At 65.1% G+C, this 21,794-nt stretch carries 18 protein-coding genes and 2 tRNA genes; 16 read left to right on the forward strand and 4 right to left on the reverse strand.

The window, feature by feature from the left end; genetic code table 11:
* Positions 1 to 33: 33 nt before the first annotated feature.
* From AC6JAC_RS09855 to AC6JAC_RS09865, 3 genes are all read left to right on the forward strand, one after another.
* A complete protein-coding gene (locus AC6JAC_RS09855; protein WP_497964492.1) occupies positions 34 to 1,035 on the forward strand; it encodes a hypothetical protein in 1,002 nt (333 codons plus the stop codon).
* Positions 1,036 to 1,224: 189 nt separating this feature from the next.
* Positions 1,225 to 1,719 (forward strand): ribose-5-phosphate isomerase, encoded by a 495-nt coding sequence (locus AC6JAC_RS09860; RefSeq protein ID WP_055803575.1) that lies wholly within the window; start codon positions 1,225 to 1,227, stop codon positions 1,717 to 1,719.
* The gene (locus AC6JAC_RS09865) at positions 1,719 to 2,633 is read left to right on the forward strand and encodes an Fpg/Nei family DNA glycosylase (RefSeq protein WP_347896188.1); all 915 of its coding nucleotides are present in this window, start codon (positions 1,719 to 1,721) and stop codon (positions 2,631 to 2,633) included. Before AC6JAC_RS09860 ends, AC6JAC_RS09865 begins: the two co-directional genes overlap by 1 nt.
* 103 nt (positions 2,634 to 2,736) lie before the next feature.
* Here the strand turns inward: AC6JAC_RS09865 and AC6JAC_RS09870 are convergent.
* Positions 2,737 to 2,810 (reverse strand) — tRNA-Gly (locus tag AC6JAC_RS09870).
* 162 nt (positions 2,811 to 2,972) lie between these two features.
* On the opposite strand from AC6JAC_RS09870, the gene AC6JAC_RS09875 reads away from it, so the two are divergent.
* The 6 genes from AC6JAC_RS09875 (at position 2,973) to AC6JAC_RS09900 (ending at position 8,271) form a co-directional block, all read left to right on the forward strand.
* A tRNA-Pro gene (locus AC6JAC_RS09875) sits at positions 2,973 to 3,047 on the forward strand.
* Positions 3,048 to 3,113: 66 nt separating this feature from the next.
* Positions 3,114 to 4,526, forward strand: coding sequence for a trigger factor (tig, locus tag AC6JAC_RS09880; RefSeq protein WP_454698775.1), 1,413 nt, complete (start codon positions 3,114 to 3,116; stop codon positions 4,524 to 4,526).
* A 267-nt stretch (positions 4,527 to 4,793) separates the two neighbouring features.
* Complete coding sequence (locus tag AC6JAC_RS09885) at positions 4,794 to 5,405, forward strand: ATP-dependent Clp protease proteolytic subunit (protein WP_011692247.1); 612 nt, start codon at positions 4,794 to 4,796, stop codon at positions 5,403 to 5,405.
* A gap of 36 nt (positions 5,406 to 5,441) precedes the next feature.
* On the forward strand, positions 5,442 to 6,101 hold the full coding sequence (locus tag AC6JAC_RS09890) for an ATP-dependent Clp protease proteolytic subunit (protein WP_028268993.1): 660 nt from the start codon (positions 5,442 to 5,444) through the stop codon (positions 6,099 to 6,101).
* Between the two features lie 198 nt (positions 6,102 to 6,299).
* Positions 6,300 to 7,589 (forward strand): ATP-dependent Clp protease ATP-binding subunit ClpX, encoded by a 1,290-nt coding sequence (clpX, locus tag AC6JAC_RS09895; RefSeq protein ID WP_028268994.1) that lies wholly within the window; start codon positions 6,300 to 6,302, stop codon positions 7,587 to 7,589.
* 67 nt (positions 7,590 to 7,656) lie between these two features.
* Positions 7,657 to 8,271 (forward strand): mycothiol-dependent nitroreductase Rv2466c family protein, encoded by a 615-nt coding sequence (locus AC6JAC_RS09900; protein ID WP_497964496.1) that lies wholly within the window; start codon positions 7,657 to 7,659, stop codon positions 8,269 to 8,271.
* Between the two features lie 400 nt (positions 8,272 to 8,671).
* Here the strand turns inward: AC6JAC_RS09900 and valS are convergent, their stop codons facing one another.
* Positions 8,672 to 11,293: a valine--tRNA ligase gene (gene valS, locus AC6JAC_RS09905; protein WP_497964498.1), complete on the reverse strand. Its 2,622-nt coding sequence runs from the start codon at positions 11,291 to 11,293 to the stop codon at positions 8,672 to 8,674.
* Between the two features lie 62 nt (positions 11,294 to 11,355).
* Between valS and AC6JAC_RS09910 the strand changes: the two genes are divergently transcribed.
* The 3 genes from AC6JAC_RS09910 to AC6JAC_RS09920 all read left to right on the forward strand — a co-directional run bounded on the left by AC6JAC_RS09910 (position 11,356) and on the right by AC6JAC_RS09920 (position 13,720).
* Positions 11,356 to 11,715 carry a DUF488 domain-containing protein gene (locus tag AC6JAC_RS09910; RefSeq protein ID WP_497964500.1) on the forward strand — a complete coding sequence of 120 codons (360 nt, stop codon included), beginning with the start codon at positions 11,356 to 11,358 and terminating at the stop codon, positions 11,713 to 11,715.
* 9 nt (positions 11,716 to 11,724) lie between these two features.
* Positions 11,725 to 12,486, forward strand: coding sequence for an SDR family oxidoreductase (locus AC6JAC_RS09915; RefSeq protein WP_497964502.1), 762 nt, complete (start codon positions 11,725 to 11,727; stop codon positions 12,484 to 12,486).
* 160 nt (positions 12,487 to 12,646) lie between these two features.
* Positions 12,647 to 13,720 carry a glycerophosphodiester phosphodiesterase gene (locus AC6JAC_RS09920; RefSeq protein ID WP_497964504.1) on the forward strand — a complete coding sequence of 358 codons (1,074 nt, stop codon included), beginning with the start codon at positions 12,647 to 12,649 and terminating at the stop codon, positions 13,718 to 13,720.
* On the opposite strand, the gene AC6JAC_RS09925 is transcribed toward AC6JAC_RS09920, so the two are convergent.
* On the reverse strand, positions 13,717 to 14,745 hold the full coding sequence (locus AC6JAC_RS09925) for an endonuclease/exonuclease/phosphatase family protein (RefSeq protein WP_497964506.1): 1,029 nt from the start codon (positions 14,743 to 14,745) through the stop codon (positions 13,717 to 13,719). The two genes, AC6JAC_RS09920 and AC6JAC_RS09925, sit on opposite strands and share 4 nt — an antisense overlap.
* A gap of 360 nt (positions 14,746 to 15,105) precedes the next feature.
* Here AC6JAC_RS09925 and ileS point away from each other — a divergent pair, with 360 nt between their 5' ends.
* Genes ileS through ndk form a run of 4 tightly spaced genes read left to right on the forward strand, consistent with a single transcriptional unit; the run spans position 15,106 to position 20,735 of the window.
* A complete protein-coding gene (gene ileS, locus AC6JAC_RS09930; RefSeq protein ID WP_028269001.1) occupies positions 15,106 to 18,468 on the forward strand; it encodes an isoleucine--tRNA ligase in 3,363 nt (1,120 codons plus the stop codon).
* A 4-nt stretch (positions 18,469 to 18,472) separates the two neighbouring features.
* Positions 18,473 to 19,831, forward strand: coding sequence for a bifunctional folylpolyglutamate synthase/dihydrofolate synthase (locus AC6JAC_RS09935; protein ID WP_497964508.1), 1,359 nt, complete (start codon positions 18,473 to 18,475; stop codon positions 19,829 to 19,831).
* A 2-nt stretch (positions 19,832 to 19,833) separates the two neighbouring features.
* The gene (locus tag AC6JAC_RS09940) at positions 19,834 to 20,277 is read left to right on the forward strand and encodes a DUF4233 domain-containing protein (RefSeq protein WP_497964510.1); all 444 of its coding nucleotides are present in this window, start codon (positions 19,834 to 19,836) and stop codon (positions 20,275 to 20,277) included.
* Positions 20,278 to 20,315: 38 nt separating this feature from the next.
* Positions 20,316 to 20,735: a nucleoside-diphosphate kinase gene (gene ndk, locus AC6JAC_RS09945; protein ID WP_028269004.1), complete on the forward strand. Its 420-nt coding sequence runs from the start codon at positions 20,316 to 20,318 to the stop codon at positions 20,733 to 20,735.
* A gap of 88 nt (positions 20,736 to 20,823) precedes the next feature.
* Here the strand turns inward: ndk and AC6JAC_RS09950 are convergent, their stop codons facing one another.
* Entirely contained in the window at positions 20,824 to 21,495 is a 672-nt protein-coding gene (locus tag AC6JAC_RS09950; RefSeq protein WP_497964512.1) for a vitamin K epoxide reductase family protein, read from the reverse strand.
* Positions 21,496 to 21,794 lie beyond the last annotated feature (299 nt).

Consider the following 21,794-nt stretch of genomic DNA (forward strand, 5'->3'; position numbering starts at 1 on the left):
TCACGCGGCATCGGCACGGAGTAGCGTTGGGGTATGGGAAAGTTCAGGGACTCGGTGGACGTCAGGGCTTTGCGGTTCGCGGTGGGTTTCCCTGCGTTGCTGGCCGCCGCATTCGTCGTCTGTGCCTTCCTGCTCCGGACGGACGTGCCGGACCCCATGGCGGTGCTGTGGTCCGGGACCGGACCGGCCGGCTTTGCGCCGTTCTCCGCCTTCGTGACCTGCGGCGGCCTGATCATCGCGGTGGTGGGCTGGCTCGTCCTGGGGCAGGCCGTGCCGTTGAGCCGGCCCGCCGTCATGCGACGTGTGATAATGGGCGCCGGGCTCACCCTAAGTCTCTTTGTCACCACGGTGCTGGCAGCAGTCCTCGTGGGCCAGGCGGGAATCGCCGACGTCCGCGAAGCACGTGTTGATATGTCCGTCCTGGCCCTCGGGAGCGGGGCGGCACTACCCCTGGGCGTCATCATGGGCTTCGTTTTCAAGGCCGACGAGCGGTGGTCTGTGGACGATGAGCGCGCCTTGCGGGACGCACTGGAGCGCGAATCGGACCCCGAGCTGGCGTCGGATTCAGTACGGCTGTGGGTCCATGCGCGCAGTTCGGTGTTTGTGATGCTGGGCGTCGCCTCGCTGTTCCCGGCAGCGCTGGTCTCCATCGCCCTCCCGTGGCTGGGTGCACTCCTGGTGGTGCTGGCGGTGCTGGCGGCCGCCTTCCTCTTCGCCCGTATCATCGTTGACCGGAGCGGTTTGCGGGTTTTCGCCGCCGGATTCGTCCGCGTGATGGAAATTCCGGCGTCGGCGATTTCCTCGGCAACCCCGGCCGATGTCCGCGCCGCAGACTATGGCGGCTGGGGCTACCGCCACCACGGCGGGACCACCGCCATGCTGGTCAGCAGCGGACCCGCCGTCGTCGTCAACCGCGCAGACGGCCGGAAAGCGGCCGTCAGCGGCGGCAGTCCCGACTCGGCCGAAAGGGTGGCCGCCGTCCTGTCCCGCGTAGCTGCCCGGGCCCGCGGCGAGAAGCGCCCGCCCCAGCCCTGAGCCCGCCGGCCCTGAGCCCGCCGGCCCTGAGTCCGCCGGCCCTGGGTGCCGTGGCGCCGGGCCCGCCGGCCCGGGCGTCCGCAGAGTGTTCATGGCAGGCAGCCTGTGCCCGCACCCTAGTACGCTTGAATGCGACCCCCCGAAGCAGCCCGGAAGCCTACCGGTGCTTATGACTGAACGGACCTTGCCGTGACCACATCTTCCGATTTTCCGCGCGTCCACATCGCCACCGACCACGCCGGCATGGAGCTCAGCGCCCACCTCGTGTCCCACCTCACGGCCAAGGGCTACGACGTGGTGGACCACGGGCCCAAGGTCTACGACGCCCTGGATGACTACCCCTCCTTCTGCATCAACGCAGCGCTCGCCGTCGTGGCGGACCAGGCTGCCGGAGTGAACGCCCTGGGCATCGTGCTGGGCGGCTCCGGAAACGGCGAGCAGATCGCCGCCAACAAGGTCAAGGGCGTGCGGGCCGCGCTGGCCTGGAACCTGTCCACCGCAACGCTGGCGCGCGAGCACAACGACGCCAACGTCGTTGCAGTCGGCGGCCGCCAGCACAGCGTGGACGAAGCAACGGAAATCATCGAGGCCTTCCTGCAGGAACCGTTCAGCAACGACGAACGCCACGTCCGCCGCATCGGCAAGATCGCGGCCTACGAGAACACCGGCGAGGTTATCGCCTAGTGCCGGAGGGGCATTCGGTCCACCGGCTGGCACGCCAGTTTGCGGACGTGTTCTCCGGGCAGAGACTCGCTGTTTCCAGTCCGCAGGGGCGGTTCGCCGACGGCGCGGCGCTGCTGGACGCCAGCACGCTCGTGGGCACGGTGGCCCACGGCAAGCACTTGTTCCTGCACTTCGACCGCGGGCTCGTCCTGCACGTGCACCTTGGCCTGTACGGTGCGTGGGATTTCGGCGGTGACGCCTCCTTCCGCGGTGCCTCCAGCATCGGAGCGCCCCGGAAAGTGGGGGAGCGGGAAGTGTTCGACGACGGCGCCGCAGCTTCAGCGGACGACGGTTCGGTTTACTCCGGCCCGCCGGCGCCTGTCGGTGCGGTCCGGGTCAGGCTGGCAGGCGCCCACGGCTGGGCTGACCTCCGGGGCGCCACCACCTGCCACGCCATCACCGAGGCTGAGGCCGGCGCCGTCCTGGCACGGCTTGGGCCGGACCCGCTCCGCAACCTTCCCGGGGACCGGGAAGCCTTCGTCACCGGAGTGACGGCGCGGAAGACGCCCCTGGCGGCTCTGCTCATGGACCAGAAGGTGATTGCCGGCGTCGGGAATGTCTACCGTGCAGAACTGCTCTTCCGCCAGGGATTGGACCCCTGGCTGCCGGGCCGTGCCCTGGACGCCGGTGCGGCCGGCGCACTGTGGGAGGACACCGTTGCCGTGATGTCCGACGGCGTCCGCGACGGCAGGATCATTACCACGCCTCCCAGCTACTGGACAGAGCCGGCTGCCGGACTGCCGGCGCCCGAGGAATCCCACTTCGTCTACCGGCGGCAGGGCCTCGAATGCCGCAACTGCCGCACCCCCGTGGCGCTGACGGACCTGGCTGCCCGCAAACTCTACTGGTGCCCTGTGTGCCAGCAGGGTTCCTAAGGGAACGAGGCAGGGAACAAAAACAAGGCAGGGAACAAAAAAGGGGAACAAAAAAGCCCCTCCGGAGAGGGGCTGTTTGTTGTCTTGGAGAAGACTGGTGTCCTGGAGGGGACGACGGGAATCGAACCCGCGTAATCAGTTTGGAAGACTGAGGCTTTACCATTAAGCTACGTCCCCGGGAGTGCGCTGCTACTACTGTACGTCTACATGCTGTACGTCGCTTGCGGCGCTGCACTTCCGGTCGGCTGCTCGAGCCGGATATAACTAAACCTAATTCAGGGCCCCGGTGTCAAATGTGCATATCCGGCCGATATGACCGTAGACTGTTCTGTGCACTTACGGGGTGTAGCTCAGCTTGGCTAGAGCGCCTGCTTTGGGAGCAGGAAGTCGCAGGTTCAAATCCTGTCACCCCGACTCTGCAGCTTGTCAGATCATTGCGTTTGCAGAACCCCATCCCACAAAACCAGGAGTACTTAGACTGTGAAGAGCGCTGTCGAGAACCTCACCCCCACGCGGGTCAAGCTCAATGTTGAGGTCCCTTTTGAGGAATTGAAGCCCAGCATCGAAGAGGCATACAAGACTGTTGCTTCGCAGATCCAGGTCCCTGGGTTCCGCAAGGGCAAGGTCCCCGCGAAGCTGATCGACCAGCGCGTTGGCCGCGGCTACGTGCTGGAAACGGCCATCAACGAAGGCCTCAACGGCTGGTACCAGGACGCAGTCCAGGAAACCGGCATCCGTCCGCTGAGCCGTCCCGAGGTTGAAATCACCGAGGTTCCGGACCCCACCGCGACCGACGGCGAACTCAAGTTCCACGCCGAGGTTGACATCCGTCCCGAGATCGAACTGCCGGACTACTCCGGCATCAAGGTCGAGGTAGCCGCCGCCGAGTCCACCGAAGCCGATGTTGACAAGGCCCTTGACGAACTCCGCGGCCGCTTCGGCACCCTGAAGTCCGTGGACCGCCCGGCCGCCGACGGCGACTTCCTGACCATCGACATCACCGCATCCATCGACGGAGCCGAAGTTGACTCCGCCTCAGGCCTGTCCTACCAGGTTGGCGCCGGCACCATGCTCGAAGGCCTGGACGAGGCCGTCACCGGCCTCAGCGCTGACGAGGACGCCATCTTCGAGACCACCCTCGTTGGCGGCGACCACGCCGGCGAAGCCGCCCAGGTCAAGGTAGTGGTCAAGTCCGTCAAGGAGCGCGAGCTTCCCGAGGCCGACGACGACTTCGCCCAGCTGGCTTCCGAGTTCGACACGCTTGCAGAACTGCGTGCGGACCTCGGCAAGCAGGCTGCCGAATCCAAGGTTGTTGAGCAGGGTGTCGAGGCACGCGACAAGGTCCTGGACAAGCTCGTTGAGCTCGTCGAGGTCCCCGTTCCCGCCTCGGTGGTCGAAGAGCAGCTGGAGCAGCACTTCAAGGCCGAGAACTCCCACGGCGAGGGTGACCACGACACCGAGGAGCACCGCGCCGAGGTCAAGGCCAACACCGAGCGTGCCTTCCAGAACGAGATCATCCTGGACGCCATTGCTGACAAGGAAGAGGTCGGCGTCAGCCAGAACGAGCTGATCGACTACATCGTGACCACTGCCAGCCAGTACGGCATGGACCCGAACCAGTTCGCACAGATCATCGATCAGTCCGGCCAGGTTCCCATGATGGTTTCCGAAGTCCGCCGCCGCAAGGCCCTGGCAGTTGTGCTGGGCCAGGCCGAGGTCACCGACTCCGAGGGCAACAAGGTTGACCTGAGCGACTTCGTCCGCCCCGGTGGCGAAGAAGCTCCTGCCGCCGAAGCTGAAGAAGCTCCCGCCGTCGACGGCGAAGCTGCTGAAGGCGAAGCTGCCGCCAAGGACGAAGCGTCAAGCGACGATCCGGCAGCCGTGAAGTTCTAACACCACGTTGCACGGAAGCCCCCGGATCCCTGATCCGGGGGCTTCCTGTTTAACCCCTGAGCCAACCCCGCACACCGGCGGTGCAGTGCTGTGCGGTGGGCCGCTGCGGCAATCGTGCGCCGTCAGCGAACAGCGCGATCCGCGTGAACAAAACGGCCGCGAAACCGGTTAGTGTCCAAGTAGTGATTTTCAGTGGCGTCGTCCCGTGACGTCACCGTCGCCAGCGAGAGGTAAGTACATATGTCACAGCAAGCAGGGGCCCCCCGGATGGCTACTGTCGATCCGGCAGCCCAGGACAACTACATTTACAACCGCCTGCTGAAAGAGCGAATCATCTGGCTCGGCTCCGAGGTCCGCGATGAGAACGCCAACGCGATCTGCTCGCAGTTGCTGCTGCTGTCCGCGGAGAACCCGGATAAGGACATCTACCTTTACATCAACTCGCCGGGCGGCTCCGTGACGGCCGGCATGGCCATCTACGACACCATGCAGTTCATCCCGAACGACGTCGTAACCGTCGCCACCGGCCTCGCCGCGTCGATGGGCCAGTTCCTGCTCTCATCGGGCACCAAGGGCAAGCGCTACGCCACCCCGAATGCGCGCATCCTGATGCACCAGCCTTCCGGCGGCATCGGCGGCACGGCCTCGGACATCAAGATCCAGGCTGAGCTCATCCTCCATATGAAGAAGGTCATGGCGGAACTCACCGCAGACCAGACCGGCCAGACCGTGGAGACCATCCTCAAGGACAATGACCGCGACAAGTGGTTTACGGCTCCTGAGGCCCTCGAGTACGGCTTCTTCGACAAGATTGCCGCTCACGCGGGATCTGTTGCCGGCGGCGGCGGAACGCAAAACGCCAGCGGCTCGGAAAAGTAACCGGCGAAGACAGAAATGATTCCAGGAGAAATGAACATGAACTACAATTTCGGATCGTCTGCCGGGAACCTGCCCACCAGCCGCTATGTGCTGCCGCAGTTCGAGGAACGTACGCCCTATGGCTTCAAGCGCCAGGACCCGTACACCAAGCTCTTCGAGGACCGGATCATCTTCCTCGGCGTCCAGGTGGACGATGCCTCCGCGGACGACGTTATGGCACAGCTGCTGGTGCTCGAGTCCACCGACCCGGACCGCGACATCACGCTGTACATCAACTCTCCGGGCGGTTCCTTCACCGCCATGACGGCCATCTACGACACGATGCAGTACATCCGCCCCGAGATCCAGACCGTGTGCCTGGGCCAGGCGGCAAGTGCGGCGGCTGTCCTGCTGGCGGCCGGCACGCCCGGCAAGCGCCTGGCACTGCCCAACGCACGCGTACTCATCCACCAGCCGGCACTGTCCGGCGGCCAGGGCGGACAGGCCTCCGACCTTGAGATCCAGGCAGCCGAAGTCATGCGCATGCGGTCCTGGCTCGAAGACACCCTGGCCAAGCACTCGGGCCGTACGTCCGAGCAGGTCAACAACGACATCGAGCGTGACAAGATCCTGACCGCCGCCGAGGCACAGTCCTACGGCCTGATCGACCAGGTTCTTGATTCCCGAAAGATCAAGCCGCAGGCGATCAGCAGGTAATTAAGCACGACACGCGGAGCCGGTGCGGTTCATGGAAAATGGACCGCACCGGCTTTCGTTTTCAATACGTAAGGTTCCACCCCTCAGGCCGAATGTGACTTAGAGTGGAACATGTCACGGCCGGACCTTCCGGACCCACCGTGATTCCAGCAACCGGTGCAGTGCTGCGGTAGCAGCAGGATACTAAGGGGTTCACATATGGCTCGGATTGGCGAGAGCACGGATCTGCTGAAGTGCTCTTTCTGCGGAAAGAGCCAGAAGCAGGTGCGCAAGCTCATTGCCGGGCCCGGCGTCTACATCTGCGACGAGTGCATTGAACTCTGCAACGAGATCATTGAAGAGGAACTCGCCGAAGTAGCGGACCTCGGCAGCTTCGAACTGCCCAAGCCCCGCGAGATCTTTGACTTCCTCCAGGAATACGTGATCGGCCAGGAGCCCGCCAAGCGCTCGCTCGCCGTCGCGGTCTACAACCACTACAAGCGGATCCAGGCCGGCCACGCGCCCAAGAGCGGCAGCCTCGCCGAAGGCGTCCATCACGACGACGTCGAGATCGCCAAGTCGAACATCCTCCTGATCGGCCCCACCGGCTGCGGTAAGACCTATCTGGCCCAGACGCTGGCCCGACGCCTCAACGTTCCCTTCGCCGTCGCTGATGCCACGGCACTGACCGAGGCCGGGTACGTGGGCGAGGACGTCGAGAACATCCTCCTGAAGCTGATCCAGGCTGCTGACTATGACGTCAAAAAGGCCGAGCAGGGCATCATCTACATCGACGAGATCGACAAGATCTCGCGGAAGAGCGAAAACCCTTCCATCACCCGTGATGTCTCCGGCGAAGGCGTACAGCAGGCCTTGCTGAAGATCCTCGAAGGCACGGTGGCCTCAGTTCCCCCGCAGGGCGGCCGGAAGCACCCGCACCAGGAATTCATCCAGATCGACACCACCAACGTGCTGTTCATCGTTGCCGGAGCCTTCGCAGGGCTCGAGGACATTATCGGCTCCCGTTCGGGACGGAAGGGCATCGGATTCGGTGCTCCGCTGAACGAAGTCAAGAACAATTCCGACTCCTACGGCGAGGTCATGCCGGAAGACCTGCTGAAGTTCGGGCTGATCCCGGAATTCATCGGCCGGCTTCCCGTCATCACCACGGTCTCCAACCTGGACCGTCCGGCCCTGATCCAGATCCTCTCCACACCGAAGAACGCCTTGGTGAAGCAGTACCAGAAGATGTTCCAGCTGGACGGTGTGGAACTGCTGTTTGACGACGCAGCCCTGGACATGATCGCCGACCAGGCACTGGAACGGGGCACGGGTGCCCGCGGGCTCCGCGCCATCATGGAAGAAGTGCTCCTCCCCGTGATGTTCGACCTCCCCAGCCGGGACGACATCGCCAGCGTCGTCATCACTGCCGACGTCGTGGCGAAAAAGGCGCAGCCCACCATGATCGCGCACGACGTTGTGGCTAAGCGCCGGAATAAATCCGCTTAGTTCTTCGCTCTTGCTTGATGTGCGCCTGAGGTGCGCCACGCCCCGATGACTTTACGAGGAGATCTCCGTGCCTGAAACCACCGCGAGCAAAGCCGACTTCTGGTTCGACCCCCTGTGCCCCTTCGCCTGGATCACGTCCCGCTGGGTGGGCGAAGTGGAGGAAGTCCGCGACATTGAAACCGAATGGCACGTGATGAGCCTTGCCGTCCTGAATGAGGGCCGCGAACTGGACCCCGGCTACCGCGAGGCGATGGACAAGGCATGGGGCCCGGTACGCGTCATCATTGCCGCCCGCGAGCAGCACGGTGACCAGGTCATCAAGCCGCTCTATGACGCCATGGGCAGCCTGATCCACGACGCCGGCGAAAAGGATTTCGCCGTCGTGATCGGCAAGGCCCTGGCGGACTGCGGGCTCCCTGCCGGTCTCGCGGCCGAAGCGACCTCGGACGCCTTCGACCAGCAGCTTCGCGCCAGCCACGAAGAGGGCATCTCCCTTGTAGGCCAGGATGTGGGAACGCCCGTGGTGGCCTTCAACGGCACGGCATTCTTCGGCCCGGTCCTGACCCGCATTCCCCGGGGCGAAGAAGCCGGCCGGCTGTGGGACGCCGCGGTGACCCTGGCTTCGTACCCGCATTTCTTCGAGATCAAGCGCAGCCGCACTGAACGGCCTGAATTCAACTGACAAGCTCCGCCTAACGCCCCTCAGGGGGAACCGGAATTACTAGGATGTAGTTCTTTCGGGACCCTTGCGGATCGGCCCGGGTGGGACAACAATAGTTCTTACCCACTTCGAAAGAAGAGGGACACGGAAACCAAAGATTCAGTGACACGCATCTGACGCAGCCTTCGGCAAAGTCAGAAGCTGGCTACCAGTGACGAGGTAGGAAGACCTGAAATTCCGAGGATTCCGCCAGATTGTCACAGACGTCACGAGACAATCGAAAAAGTCGAAGCCCCACCAACGGCAAAACGCTGATGGGGCTTCCCCTTTGCCCAAAAACAGGGTGACACCCGAAGACGGAAGCCCCACCAGCGACGAACGCTGATGGGGCTTCACGCGTGTCCGGTAGCCGGTGAGCGGGCTAGGCGCCCGGCGCTAGCTCCGGCTGGGCCAGCACAACATCGCTGACCGTCAATTCGCCGTCGCCTGCCACGAGGGTGAGCTCGCGGGCATTCGAGGCGGCCTTCAGGTCGGCCAGGCCGGCCTTCAGCTGCGTGGTGATCGACTCCGTGGCGGTGATCGTGGCGGACAGCACCTCGGTGCGCTGCTTGACCTTGGCCTCGGACTTGGCCTTGCGGATACCGCTCAGTGCAATTCCGACCGTCGCGAGCATGGTGGTGTCGCCGTCGGAGACCTCTGACGCCGCGGGCCACTCGGCACGGTGCACTGATCCGGTGCGCCACCAGCCCCAGACCTCTTCGGTGGCGAAGGGCAGGAACGGCGCGAACAGCCTCAGCAACGTATCCAGGGTGGTGGCCAGCGCCGCCAGCACTGATGCCTGCTCTGCTTCGCCGGCCGCCCCGTAGGCCCGGTCCTTGATGAGTTCCACGTAGTCGTCCGTGAACTGCCAGAAGAAGCTCTCGCTGATCTGCAGCGCCCGGGCGTAGTCATAGTTCTCGAACGCCTTCGTGGCCTGTGCCACCACGTCGGACAGCTGTGCCAGGACGGCGCGGTCCAGCGGGTTGGTCAGTACGGACAGGTCCGTGGACACCACCGAGTTTTCCGTGGCGCCCAGGTTCAGGACGAACTTCGAGGCGTTGAGGAGCTTGATGGCCAGGCGGCGGCCGATCTTCATCTGCGCGATCTCGTAGGCCGTGTCCGCGCCGAGCTTTGCCGAGGCGGCCCAGTACCGGACCGCGTCCGAACCGTACTCCTCGAGGACATCGGTAGGCACGATCACGTTGCCCTTGGACTTGGACATCTTCTTGCGGTCCGGGTCGAGGATCCAGCCCGAAATGGCGGCGTGCTTCCACGGCGCGGTGTCCTGCAGCGCATCGGCACGCACGGCCGTGGAGAACAGCCAGGTCCGGATGATGTCGTGGGCCTGCGGGCGCACGTCGAACGGGTAGACCTTGGCAAAGAGTGCCTCGTCGGTGCTCCAGCCGCCCACGATCTGCGGTGTCAGCGAGGACGTGGCCCAGGTGTCGAGGACATCGGCGTCACCAGTGAAGCCGCCCGGCTGGTCGCGCTGGGCTTCCTCGTAGCCGGGCGCCGCGTCGGCAGCCGGATCGACGGGGAGCTGCTGGTCCGTCGGGACGATCGGTGCGTCGTATTCCGGGTTCCCGTCGGCATCCAGCGGGTACCAGACCGGTACCGGCACACCGAAGAAGCGCTGGCGGGAGACCAGCCAGTCGCCGTTCAGTCCTGAGATCCAGTTCTCGTAGCGGGAGCGCATGAATGCCGGGTGGAACTCGATCTCGTTGCCGCGGCCGATCAGACGTTCGCGGCGGTCCTCGTCGCGTCCGCCGTTGCGGATGTACCACTGGCGCGAGGTCACCACTTCGAGGGGCTTGTCGCCCTTCTCGAAGAAATTGACCGGGTGCATGATCTTCTTGGGCTCGCCGTCGAGGAGTTCGGCAGCGGCGAGCTGCTCGACCACTGCTTCCTTGGCGCTGAAGACCGTCTTGCCGGCGATCGATTCGAAGGCCGCCCGGCCCTGCTCGGTGGTGATCCAGTCCGGCGTCTCACCGATGATGCGGCCGTCACGGCCCACGATGGCGCGGGTGGGCAGCTGGAGCTCGCGCCACCAGGTCACGTCGGTGAGGTCTCCGAAGGTGCAGACCATGGCGATGCCGGAGCCCTTGTCCGCCTTGGCCAGGTGGTGGGCCTTCACCTCAACCTCGACGCCGAACAGGGGAGAGGTGACCTTCTTGCCGAACAGCGGCTGGTACCGCTCGTCGTCGGGGTTTGCCACGAGGGCGGCACAGGCGGCTAGCAGTTCCGGGCGGGTGGTCTCGATGTAGAGCTTCTCGCCGTCCTCGGTGAAGAACGGGTAGCGGTAGTAGGCGCCTGCGACCTCGCGGTCCTCGAGTTCAGCCTGGGCCACCGCGGTGCGGAAGGTGACGTCCCACAGCGTGGGGGCCTCAGCCATGTAGGCGTCGCCGGCGGCGAGGTTCGCCAGGAAGGCGCGCTGGGAGATGGCCCGGGACTTGTCATCGATGGTCCGGTAGGTCAGGTCCCAGTCGACGGACAGGCCAAGGGTCTGGAAGAGGTTCTCGAAGACCTTCTCGTCCTCGACGGCGAGTTCCTCGCACAGTTCGATGAAGTTGCGGCGCGAGATGACGTCAAAATCGCGCTGGTTCTTGGCCGGTTCAGCCGGCGGACGGTAGGCGGCGTTGTAATGGACGGCCGGATCGCAGCGCACACCGTAGTAGTTCTGGACGCGGCGCTCGGTGGGCAGGCCATTGTCGTCCCAGCCCATCGGGTAGAAGACGTTCTTTCCGGTCATGCGCTGGTAGCGCGCCAGGACGTCGGTCTGGGTGTAGGAGAACATGTGGCCCACATGCAGGGATCCCGACGCCGTGGGCGGGGGAGTGTCGATCGAGTAGACCTGCTCCCTGGTGGTCTCCCGATTAAACTTGAAGGTTCCTTCGTCAAGCCAGCGCTGCGTCAGGGCAGCTTCCAACCCCTCAAGGGCGGGCTTGTCCGGAACGTTGATAGGGGCGGTAGTGGGCGTGTCTGTACCCTGAGTGTCTTCAGCCATGGAGCAATTGTTTCATGTTCTCTTCCCTCGCTGGCGCCGGGCCCCTGCAGTAGCATCCCGGTATGGACAGTGATGACCGCAGACTCGTGACCAAACGCATCTACGATGACCCCTCCGACGACGACGGTTTCCGCGTCCTGGTGGACCGGCTCTGGCCGCGCGGCATCAGCAAGGAACGGGCCATGCTGGACCTCTGGCTGAAGGAGGTGGCGCCCTCAACAGCGCTGCGGACCGAGTTCGGCCACATGCAGGAACGTTTCGCGGATTTCCGTGAACAGTACGAGGCGGAACTCGAAAACAACCCGGCCGTGGCCACGCTGCAGGAGCTGGCGGTGAAGCACGGGCGGATCACCCTCCTGTACGGTGCCAGGGATCCTGAGACCAACCATGCCCGTGTGCTTCTGGACTTCCTCCAACGTTAGGGTGGTGCCATGACTGAGGAAAAGCGCACAAAGGCAGCAGTAGTTACGGGAGCAAGCACGGGAATCGGCGAGGCGACGGTCCGCGCGTTGCGGGCCGAGGGTTGGACGGTCTTCGCCGTTGCCCGCCGGGCGGACCGGCTCGCGGCGCTGGCCGAGGCCACCGGAGCCACGGCTGTGCCGGCAGATATCGCCGACGACGATGACGTGGAAAGGCTCCTGGCCGAGGTGACGAAGGCCGGCGGCATCGACACCCTGATCAACATTGCCGGGGGTGCACGGGGCGCGGACCGGATTGCCGATGCCAAGACCGAGGACTGGGAGTGGATGTTCGACGTGAACGTCCTGGGCACCATGAAACTAACCCGCGCCTTCCTTCCCATGCTGCGGGCCAACGGCGAGGGCACAGTCCTCAACCTGACCTCGACGGCGGGACTTTCCGCCTATGAGGGCGGTGCCGGCTACAACGCGGCCAAGTTCGCCCAGCACGCCATGACCGGAGCGCTCCGGCTGGAAGAGGTGGAGAACAATGTCCGTGTCATCGAAGTTGCTCCGGGCCTGGTGCACACCGAGGAGTTCGCCCTCAACAGGCTGGGCGACGAGGAGGCCGCCGGAAAGGTCTACCAGGGCGTGGAGAAGCCGCTCACTGCCGACGACGTAGCCGATGTGGTCCGCTACGCCGTCACTGCGCCGCACCACGTCAACCTGGACCAGATCGTGATCCGGCCCGTTGCACAGGCAGCCACCCACAAGCTCATCCGTAAGCAGGCCTAAGCCGGGGGAGGAGGGCCGGGGAGCCTGGTACGCAGGGGCTTCCCGCCACCGGAGGTTCATCCCGGGTTGGTCTGGGCGTTCCGGACCTGTGACCAGCTGTTGATGATCGACGGCGACTGTGGCACTTCACCTGAACACCCACCAGAGTGGAGACCACACCATGCAACACCCGAAGACGCTTGGCGCCGCCATACTCAGCGCAGCCCTGCTCATCGCCCTCCCGTCCCCGGCCTTGGCCGCAGACACCAACCCGCAAGGGGGCGACAACCACTTCGACCTCGAGGCCCATCGGGGCGGCATTGGACTCACGGTCGAGTCCACCCTTGCCTCCTTCGCCAAGGGCATCGAGACAGGCGTCACGACGCTCGAGCTTGACCTTCAGATCACCAAGGACGGCCGCGAGGTCATTACGCACGACCGCAAGATCAGTCCCGCCAAGTGCCGGGACACAGCGCCTGTAGAGGCGGGTGATCCGCAATTCCCGTATGTGGGCAAATACGTCAAGGATCTGACGTTTGCGCAGGTCCGGAGCCTGGACTGCGGCAGCCTCACCCTTTCCCAGTTCCCGGGGCAGGCCGCGTCTCCGGGCGCGCAGATGCCTACGCTTTCGGAGGTGTTCGCCCTGGCGGAGTCCTACCGTGCCAGCCAGGTGAAGTTCAACATCGAGACCAAGGTCGAAGCCGGCGCTCCGGAGCAAACGGCACCGCGGGAACAGTTCGTGGATGTAGCGCTGCGGGAAATCAAGGCAGCCAACATGCAGCACCGTGTCTCCATTCAGAGCTTCGACTGGGGTTCGCTGCGCCTGGTACAGCAGCGCGATCCGCAGATCCGCACTGTTGCGCTGACGAACAAGGACTTCCTCCAGGCCGGGCAACCGGGCAGCTCGCCTTGGCTCGGAGGCATTGACTCGGACGACTTCGGCGGAGACCTCGTCAACGCGGCCTCTTTTCTAGGCTTCGACGCCATCTCGCCGGTGCACGGCTCCCCGCAAAACGGCTCGGTGACGGATCCCGGCTATGTCCCCTACGTCACTGCCGACATGGTGCAGCGCGCCCATGATGCGGGCATGCAGGTCATCCCGTGGACCGTGGACGACAAACCCACCATGCGCTCGCTGATCGCCGCCGGTGTGGACGGCATCATCACCGACTACCCGGACCGGCTCCGGGACGTTATGGCAGAGGCCGGCATGAAGCTGCCGCAGAGCTTCGACCAGCCGAAAACCTTGCGCTAACCTGCCGACGGGACGGCCAGCGTCGCCACGACGGCGGCGTGGTCGGTTCCGGGTATGCGGTGGACCGAGTAGCCGGCACTGGTGATGCCCGGGCTGGTGACGAGGTGGTCGATGGCGATACCGGGCAGCCGGTGCCCCTCCATCGGCCACGTGGGGACGAGCCGCATTCCGGCGGCCGTCCCCGCATCCACCATTTTCCGGCCGTCCGGGCCGTCGTCCAGCAGCGCACGGAACTCCGCGTGGTCATAGGTGGCGTTGAAGTCGCCGATCAGGAGCCGGTTGCCGGGCCGTGCCGCCAGGCGGGCAAGGGCCGCAAGGTCGCTGCGCCACTGCTCAACGCGCACGTCCACCGGCGGGAGCGCATGGACGTTGGCCACCTCGAGGACCGCCGGCGTTCCCGCACCGTCCAGCGTCAGCCGGACAATCGGCATCTGGAACGGGGTATCGGGCAGGGTGCCAACCGCCTCCAGGCGGTGCGCGGAATAGATGGCACTGCCGGCGCCGTCGTCCGTGGGATCGCTGAGCCGGTTCGGCAGCAACTCCGGCAGCCCGGCAGCGGCCAGCCGGTCTTCGAGTACCTGCGAATGCTCCTGGACCGTCAGCAGCCCGACGCCCTTCTCCCGAACCAGGCGGACGATTTCCGCCGCGTCCGCCTGGCCGAATTCCGAATTGATGTTCATTGCCGTCAGGGGCACTGTTACTGCGCCGGCCTCCGGGGCGCCCCGCCCGTAATCCAGCGGGAACAGCCAGAAGAGCTGGGCCGCTGCCGCGACCGCCGTCAGCCAGACCAGCCACCTGCGCCGGCCCACAACGGCCAGGAGAATTGCGGCTCCGGCTGGGATCAGCAGCCACGGCGTGAAGGACAGGAGCTGCACGACGACGGTCGGCCACTGTGCCGGGATGGCGCGGAACACCGACAGCCCGGCCACCGGCACGGTGGCCAGCACACAGAGCACCGGCCAGGCGGCGGACCGGCGGCGCGCTGGCCGTCCGGTGGCCGGGGAGGCTGTGGAACGGAGGGTCATGGCTCCGAGTCTATGCAGTCGAACTGTCCGCGTGTGCCCGGGATTACCCTTCCGGCTACCACAACCCAGGGCAACTCTGGGTAGAATCGGGTAACAGCGTTGACCCGGCCATCACCGGTGAGCTTCCGGAAGAACCCCCGGACCCCCTGCCGTGCAGGAACCCGGGGCAGTAGAACCGGACGGGTAAGCCCGTCACAGCAGCAATGAGCGGCCGACGCCGGTGCTCTGTCCTTATCGCAGGGGCCCGGCGACGGTAAGTGAGGTGGTACCGCGGTACCGGTGCAGTTGGAAAACAGCGCACGGGCCGTCCTCGCATCCTGAATGATCCACTTGTTCACTAGCTCAACCCAGGATGTCGAGATGACTTATTACCCCAAGGCCTCCGCCGCAGGCGCCGGCTCCACCGCCTCTGCTTCCAACACCTCCGGTGTATCGGCCTCCGTGAAGTTCCCGGAGATCGAAGAACGCATCCTCAAGTACTGGGATGAGGACGGCACTTTCCAGGCGAGCATCGACCAGCGCAGCGCTGACGCCCCCGGCGGGCAGCCCGGCAGCAACGAGTTCGTTTTCTACGACGGCCCTCCCTTCGCCAACGGCCTGCCCCACTACGGCCACTTGCTGACCGGCTACGCCAAGGACCTGGTGGGCCGCTACCAGACCCAGCGCGGACGCCGCGTCGAGCGCCGCTTCGGCTGGGACACCCACGGCCTCCCCGCCGAGCTGGAAGCCATGAAGCAGCTGGGCATGACGGACAAGACCCAGATCGAGGCCATGGGCATCGACAAGTTCAACGACGCCTGCCGCGCCTCCGTGATGAAGTACGCCGACGAGTGGAAGAGCTACGTCACCCGCCAGGCCCGCTGGGTGGACTTCGAGAACGACTACAAGACGCTCAACGTCGAATACATGGAGTCCGTGCTCTGGGCCTTCAAGCAGCTGCACGAAAAGGGCCTGACCTACAACGGATACCGCGTCCTGCCGTACTGCTGGAAGGACGAGACGCCGCTGTCCAACCATGAACTGCGCATGGACGACGACGTCTACAAGAACCGCCAGGACCAGACCGTCACGGTCACCTTCCCCATCACCGCCGGGGAATCCGAACTGTCACAGAAGCTCGCCGGTGTTCAGGCCCTCGCCTGGACCACCACGCCCTGGACGCTGCCGACCAACCTGGCGCTCGCCGTCGGCCCGTCCATCACCTACGCCGTGCTGCCTGCCGGTCCCAACGGCATCAAGGCCGCGTCCCCCGAGGCCCCCGTCACGGGCAGCTTCCTGCTCGCGGCGGACCTGCTGGGCGCCTACGCCAAGGACCTTGGCTACGGGGACGGCACCGCCGGCGTGGAAGCCGCCGAGGCCGCGGTTACCGCCACCTACACCGGCGCCGAGCTGGCCGGCCTGCAGTACCGGCCGCTGTGGAGCGACTTCAGCGACGCTGAGAAGTACGGCACCGAGAATGCCTGGCGCTTCCTCGTGGCCGACTACGTCACCACCACCGACGGCACCGGCATTGTCCACCAGGCGCCCGCCTACGGTGAGGATGACCAGAAGGTCTGTGAAGAGGCCGGCATCCCGGTGGTCCTCTCCGTGGACGAGGGCGCCAAGTTCCTGCCGCTCTTCTCGCACGGCGACCTGCACGACATCGTAGGCCTGCAGGTGTTCGAGGCCAACAAGCCCATCACGCAGGTGCTCCGCGCGCAGGGCCGCCTGGTGCGCCAGGCCAGCTACGAGCACAGCTACCCGCACTGCTGGCGCTGCCGCAACCCGCTGATCTACCGCGCGGTGTCCTCCTGGTACGTGGAAGTCACCAAGTTCAAGGACCGCATGTCCGAGCTGAACCAGGAGATCAACTGGATCCCGGGCAACGTCAAGGACGGCCAGTTCGGCAAGTGGCTGGCCAACGCCCGCGACTGGTCCATCAGCCGCAACCGCTACTGGGGCAGCCCCATCCCGGTGTGGCAGTCCAGCGACCCCGAATACCCGCGCACCGACGTCTACGGCTCGCTCGCCGAGATCGAAGCCGATTTCGGCCGTCTGCCGCTGAACAAAGCCGGCCAGGTGGACCTCCACCGGCCGTTCATCGACGAGCTGACACGCCCGAACCCGGATGACCCGCGGACCCCCGAAGAAGGCCAGTCCGTGATGCGCCGCGTCGAGGACGTCCTGGACGTCTGGTTCGACTCCGGCTCCATGCCGTACGGCCAGGTGCACTACCCGTTCCAGAACGAGGAATGGTTCGACACCCACAACCCGGCGGACTTCATCGTCGAGTACATCGGCCAGACCCGCGGCTGGTTCTACATGCTGCACATCCTCTCCACCGCGCTGTTCGACCGGCCCGCCTTCCGCAACGTCATCAGCCACGGCATCGTGCTGGGTTCAGACGGGCAGAAGATGTCCAAGAGCCTGCGCAACTACCCGGACGTCTCCGAGGTCCTGGACCGCGACGGCTCGGACGCCATGCGCTGGTTCCTGATGTCCAGCCCGATCCTGCGCGGCGGCAACCTGGTGGTCACCGAACAGGGAATCCGCGACGGCGTCCGCCAGGTCATCCTGCCGCTGTGGAACGTGTACAGCTTCTTCACGCTGTACACGAACGCCGCGGACGGCGGGCGCGGTTATGACGCGAAGCTGCGGTACGACGGCTATGCCGACACCCTGGACCAGTACCTGATGGCCAACACCGGCGACCTGGTCCGCAATGTGACCGCCCAGCTGGACGGCTACGACATCTCCGGTGCCTGCGACGAACTGCGCAGCTACCTGGACATGCTCACCAACTGGTACGTGCGCCGGAGCCGCCAGCGCTTCTTCGACGAGAGCGTTGATGCCTTCGATGCGCTCTACACCGCGCTGGAAACAGTCTCCCGGGTGGCCGCTTCCCTGCTGCCGCTGGTCTCCGAGGAGATCTGGCGGGGCCTCACCGGCGGACGTTCCGTGCACCTGGCCGACTGGCCGGACGCGGAACTGTTCCCGGCCAACCCCTCGCTGGTGGAAGCCATGGACCGCGTGCAGCAGATCTGCTCCACCGGATCCTCGCTGCGCAAAGCCGCGAACCTCCGGGTCCGCCTGCCGCTGCAGGAACTCACCGTGGTGGCACCCGGCGCGGACGCGCTGGAAGGCTTCGCCGCCGTCGTCGCCGATGAACTGAACCTTCGCTCCGTCCGCCTGCTCGACGCCGAAAGCGCCTCCCCGGAGGAGTTCGGCATCGAGCAGAAGCTCGTGGTGAACGCCCGGGCCGCCGGCCCGCGCCTGGGGAAGAACGTCCAGCAAGCCATCAAGGGGTCCAAGTCCGGGGACTGGTCTGTTAGCGAAGAAGGCGTGGTCACCGCCGGCGGCCTGGCCCTGGAGCCGCAGGAATACACGCTGGAAACCGTCGTGGCGGAAGCCGCGGAGGGTGAAGGCTCGCGCGCGGCTGCGGTGCTGCCGGGCGGCGGGTTCGTGGTGCTCAACACCGAGGTCACCCCGGAACTGGAAGCCGAAGGTGCCGCCCGCGACATGGTCCGCGCCATCCAGCAGGCCCGCAAGGACGCCGGACTCAACGTCAGCGACCGGATCCACACCACCGTCACCGCGAAGCAGGACGTCGTTGATGCCCTGCTGGCGAACGCTGAACTCGTCAAGACCGAGACGCTGACAGTCCGGCTGGACACCGTCGCGGCCGACGTCAACGAACCGCAGGTCACTGTTGCCAGGACCGCGGCAGAAAAAGTAGAGGCCTAAACAAATGACCGACGAATTCTCCGTGGAAAGCGTCTACGCCGAGCTGCTGGGCCGGGCGCCGGAAAACAAAATGGAGCCGCGCCTTGCGCCGCTGTTCCGGGCCATGGATGTGCTGGGGGAGCCCAACAAGGCGTTCCCGATCATCCACGTCACCGGCACCAACGGCAAGACGTCCACGGCCCGGATGATCGAAGCCGGGCTCCGGGCCCACGGGCTGAGCACCGGGCGCTACACCAGCCCGCACCTGTCCAAGGTCACCGAGCGGATCAGCGTTGACGGCGCCCCCGTGTCGGACGAGACCTTCGTCCGGATCTGGGACGAGATCAGGCCCTACCTGCAGATCGTGGACAGCGAACTCGAAGCCGAGGGCCAGCCCCGGCTGACCTACTTCGAGTGCCTCACCATCCTGGCCTTCGCCGTTTTTGCCGACCAGCCGGTCAACGTGGCCGTCATGGAGGTGGGACTGGGCGGGATCACCGATGCCACCAATGTCGGCGACGGCCAGGTGGCCGTCGTGACGCCCATCTCACTGGACCACACCGACCTCCTCGGCGAGACCACTGAAGAGATTGCCTACGAAAAGGCCGGCATCATCAAGCCGGGAGGCTTCCTGGTCAGCGCCGCACAGCCCGTGGGTGCCGCCCAGGTGCTGCTCGAGAAGGCCCGCGAAGTCCAGGCACCGTACCGCTTCGAAGGCGTGGAGTTCGGCGTCGAGTCCCGGACGGTTGCCGTCGGCGGCCAGATGGTGACCATCCAGGGCCTGGCCGGCCGGTATGAGGAACTCCTGGTTCCGCTGCACGGCGCGCACCAGGCGGAGAACGCTGCCGTCGCCATTGCCGCGCTGGAGGCCTTCTTTGGCGGTGAAAAGCCGCTCGACGCCGAAATCCTCCAGGAGGCGTTTGCTACGGTCACCTCACCGGGCCGCCTGGAGGTGCTTCGGACTGCCCCGACCATCATCGTGGACGCCGCCCACAACCCCGAGGGGATCCGCGTTTCGGCCGAGGCGATCCACGAGGCCTTCAGCTTCACCAAGCTCGTGGTGGTGGTGGGCGTCCTGAAGGAGAAGGACGCCGAGGAGATTCTCCGCCAGCTCAAGGAGTCCCTGGGCGACCTCGCGGCCGAATACTGCTTCACGCAGTCCAACTCGCCCCGCGCCGTACCGGCCGAGGACCTCGCTGAAATCGCGCTGGACCTGGGCTTCGGCGAGGACAACATCCACGTTGCCGAAAAGCTCGACGACGCCCTGGAATGGGCCGTTGAGCACGCCGAGTCCAATGACGACCTGGCCGGCGGCGTCCTGGTGACCGGCTCCATCACGCTCGTGGCGGAAGCCCGGATCCTGCTCGGAAAGGCGGATGCCTGACCATGGCCCGACTTACAAAAGCGCAGCGGGAGTGGCGTCCGGGGATGCCCAAGAAGCGGCGCTCCACCAAGGTCATGTTCGCCTCCACGGTCCTGGTTCTGGAAGGGTTCGTTGCGTTCTTCGCCACGCTGGCAGTCTTCGGCCTCCGCCGCGACGAGTTCCCGCCCGCTGTAATCCTCTCCGTGGGCATCGGCCTGAGCCTGGTGTTGGTGTTCACCTGTGCCGTGCTGTCCAAGCCGTGGGGTGTTGCCCTGGGCTGGATCCTGCAGCTCGTCCTGATCTTCGCCGGATTCATCGAACCCATGATGTTCGTTGTGGGGATCCTCTTCGCCGTGGCCTGGTGGTACGGCATCCGGACCGGCATTCGGATCGACCGCGAGGCCGCGCAGCGCGAACGTGAACAGGCCGAATGGGAAGCCGCCCACCCCGACGGCGAAACCAACTAGACTAATTTCGAACCCCCACCAACCACATTGGAGCAGCTGTGAGCATTGAGCGCACCCTCGTCCTGATCAAGCCCGACGGCGTGACCCGCAACCTGACCGGCGCCATCCTTGGCCGGATTGAAGCCAAGGGCTACACCCTGACCGAGCTCAAGAAGGTCGACGCCAGCCGCGAACTGCTGGAGCAGCACTACGAAGAGCACGTGGGCAAGCCGTTCTACGAGCCGCTCGTGGAGTTCATGCTCAGCGGACCCGTTGTCGCCGCCATCTTCGAAGGCCACCGCGTCATTGAGGGCTTCCGTTCCCTCGCCGGCACCACCGACCCGACGACGGCGGCGCCCGGCACCATCCGCGGCGACTTCGGCCGCGACTGGGGCCTGAAGGTCCAGCAGAACCTGGTCCACGGTTCCGACTCGGTCGATTCCGCCGAACGCGAGATCAAGATCTGGTTCCAGGACTAACAGCCACCAGCGCGAGCGTACAGATAAGGCCCCCGTTTCCGAAGAAACGGGGGCCTTATCTGTACGCTCGCACTTGTTAGTAGCCGGATTAGTAGCCGGATGTCCCGACGAAAACCTGGATGAAGGCGAAGAAGATCGTGGCGATCACGGCCACGTACAGCAGGGCCGTGACAATCCAGCCGGAGTCGCCGGCGATCTTCGCGGGGCCTGCCGGCAGCTTGATCACGCCGTGTGCGATGTTCCGGACCGTGGTCCACACAAAGAGCGGAATCATCGCGGCCCAGACCACCATGCAGAACGGGCACAGGATGTGGATGGAATACAGCGCCTGCGACCACAGCCACACCACGAAGGCAAAGCCAAGCGTCACGCCGGCCTGCAGGCCTAGCCAGTACCAGCGGGCAAACTTGGCGCCGGAGAGAACCGCCATGCCGGTGGTGATCACGATGGCGAACGCCACGATGCCGATAAACATGTTGGGAAAGCCGAAGAGGGAACTCTGCCACGTCTGCATGACGGCTCCGCAGGAGACCCACGGACTGATGTCGCAGGCCGTGACATGGTTGGGATCCATGAGGACTGCGAGCTTCTCCAGGACCAGGGCGCCGGAGGCGAGCCAGCCAATGACGCCGGTGATGACCAGCAGCCAGCCAAACGGTTTGTCCCGGGTCATGGGAGGCAAGCCTTCCCGGGCCGCTGAACGTTCGCGGAGGTCACCGTCCACCAAGTCGTTCTGCATGGAATTGGAGATGCTGGGCATGGGATGTCGCGTCCTTTTTCTAGAGGGCTCCTCGCCCTGATTGTAACGCCGGAGGCTGGACTGGCCCCACAGACTCCTCCCCGCCGCTCGTTGATCGTGGGTCGGATCGCGCCGCTTCCGCGTTGATTGACTGAGCGTATGAGAGAATGAAGCTGGCTGGAATACGATCCACATTCGAATTTCAGTCCGGTGGCTTGTTTGTAAGACCGCCAATGATGAGCAGGGCATGCTCCGGATCCACGATAGATCCCGGACTACCTGCAATGCCATTGGACGGCACCTGGTTGTGGCTTTGAGAA

This window comes from Arthrobacter sp. KUASC02 (assembly GCF_059739395.1).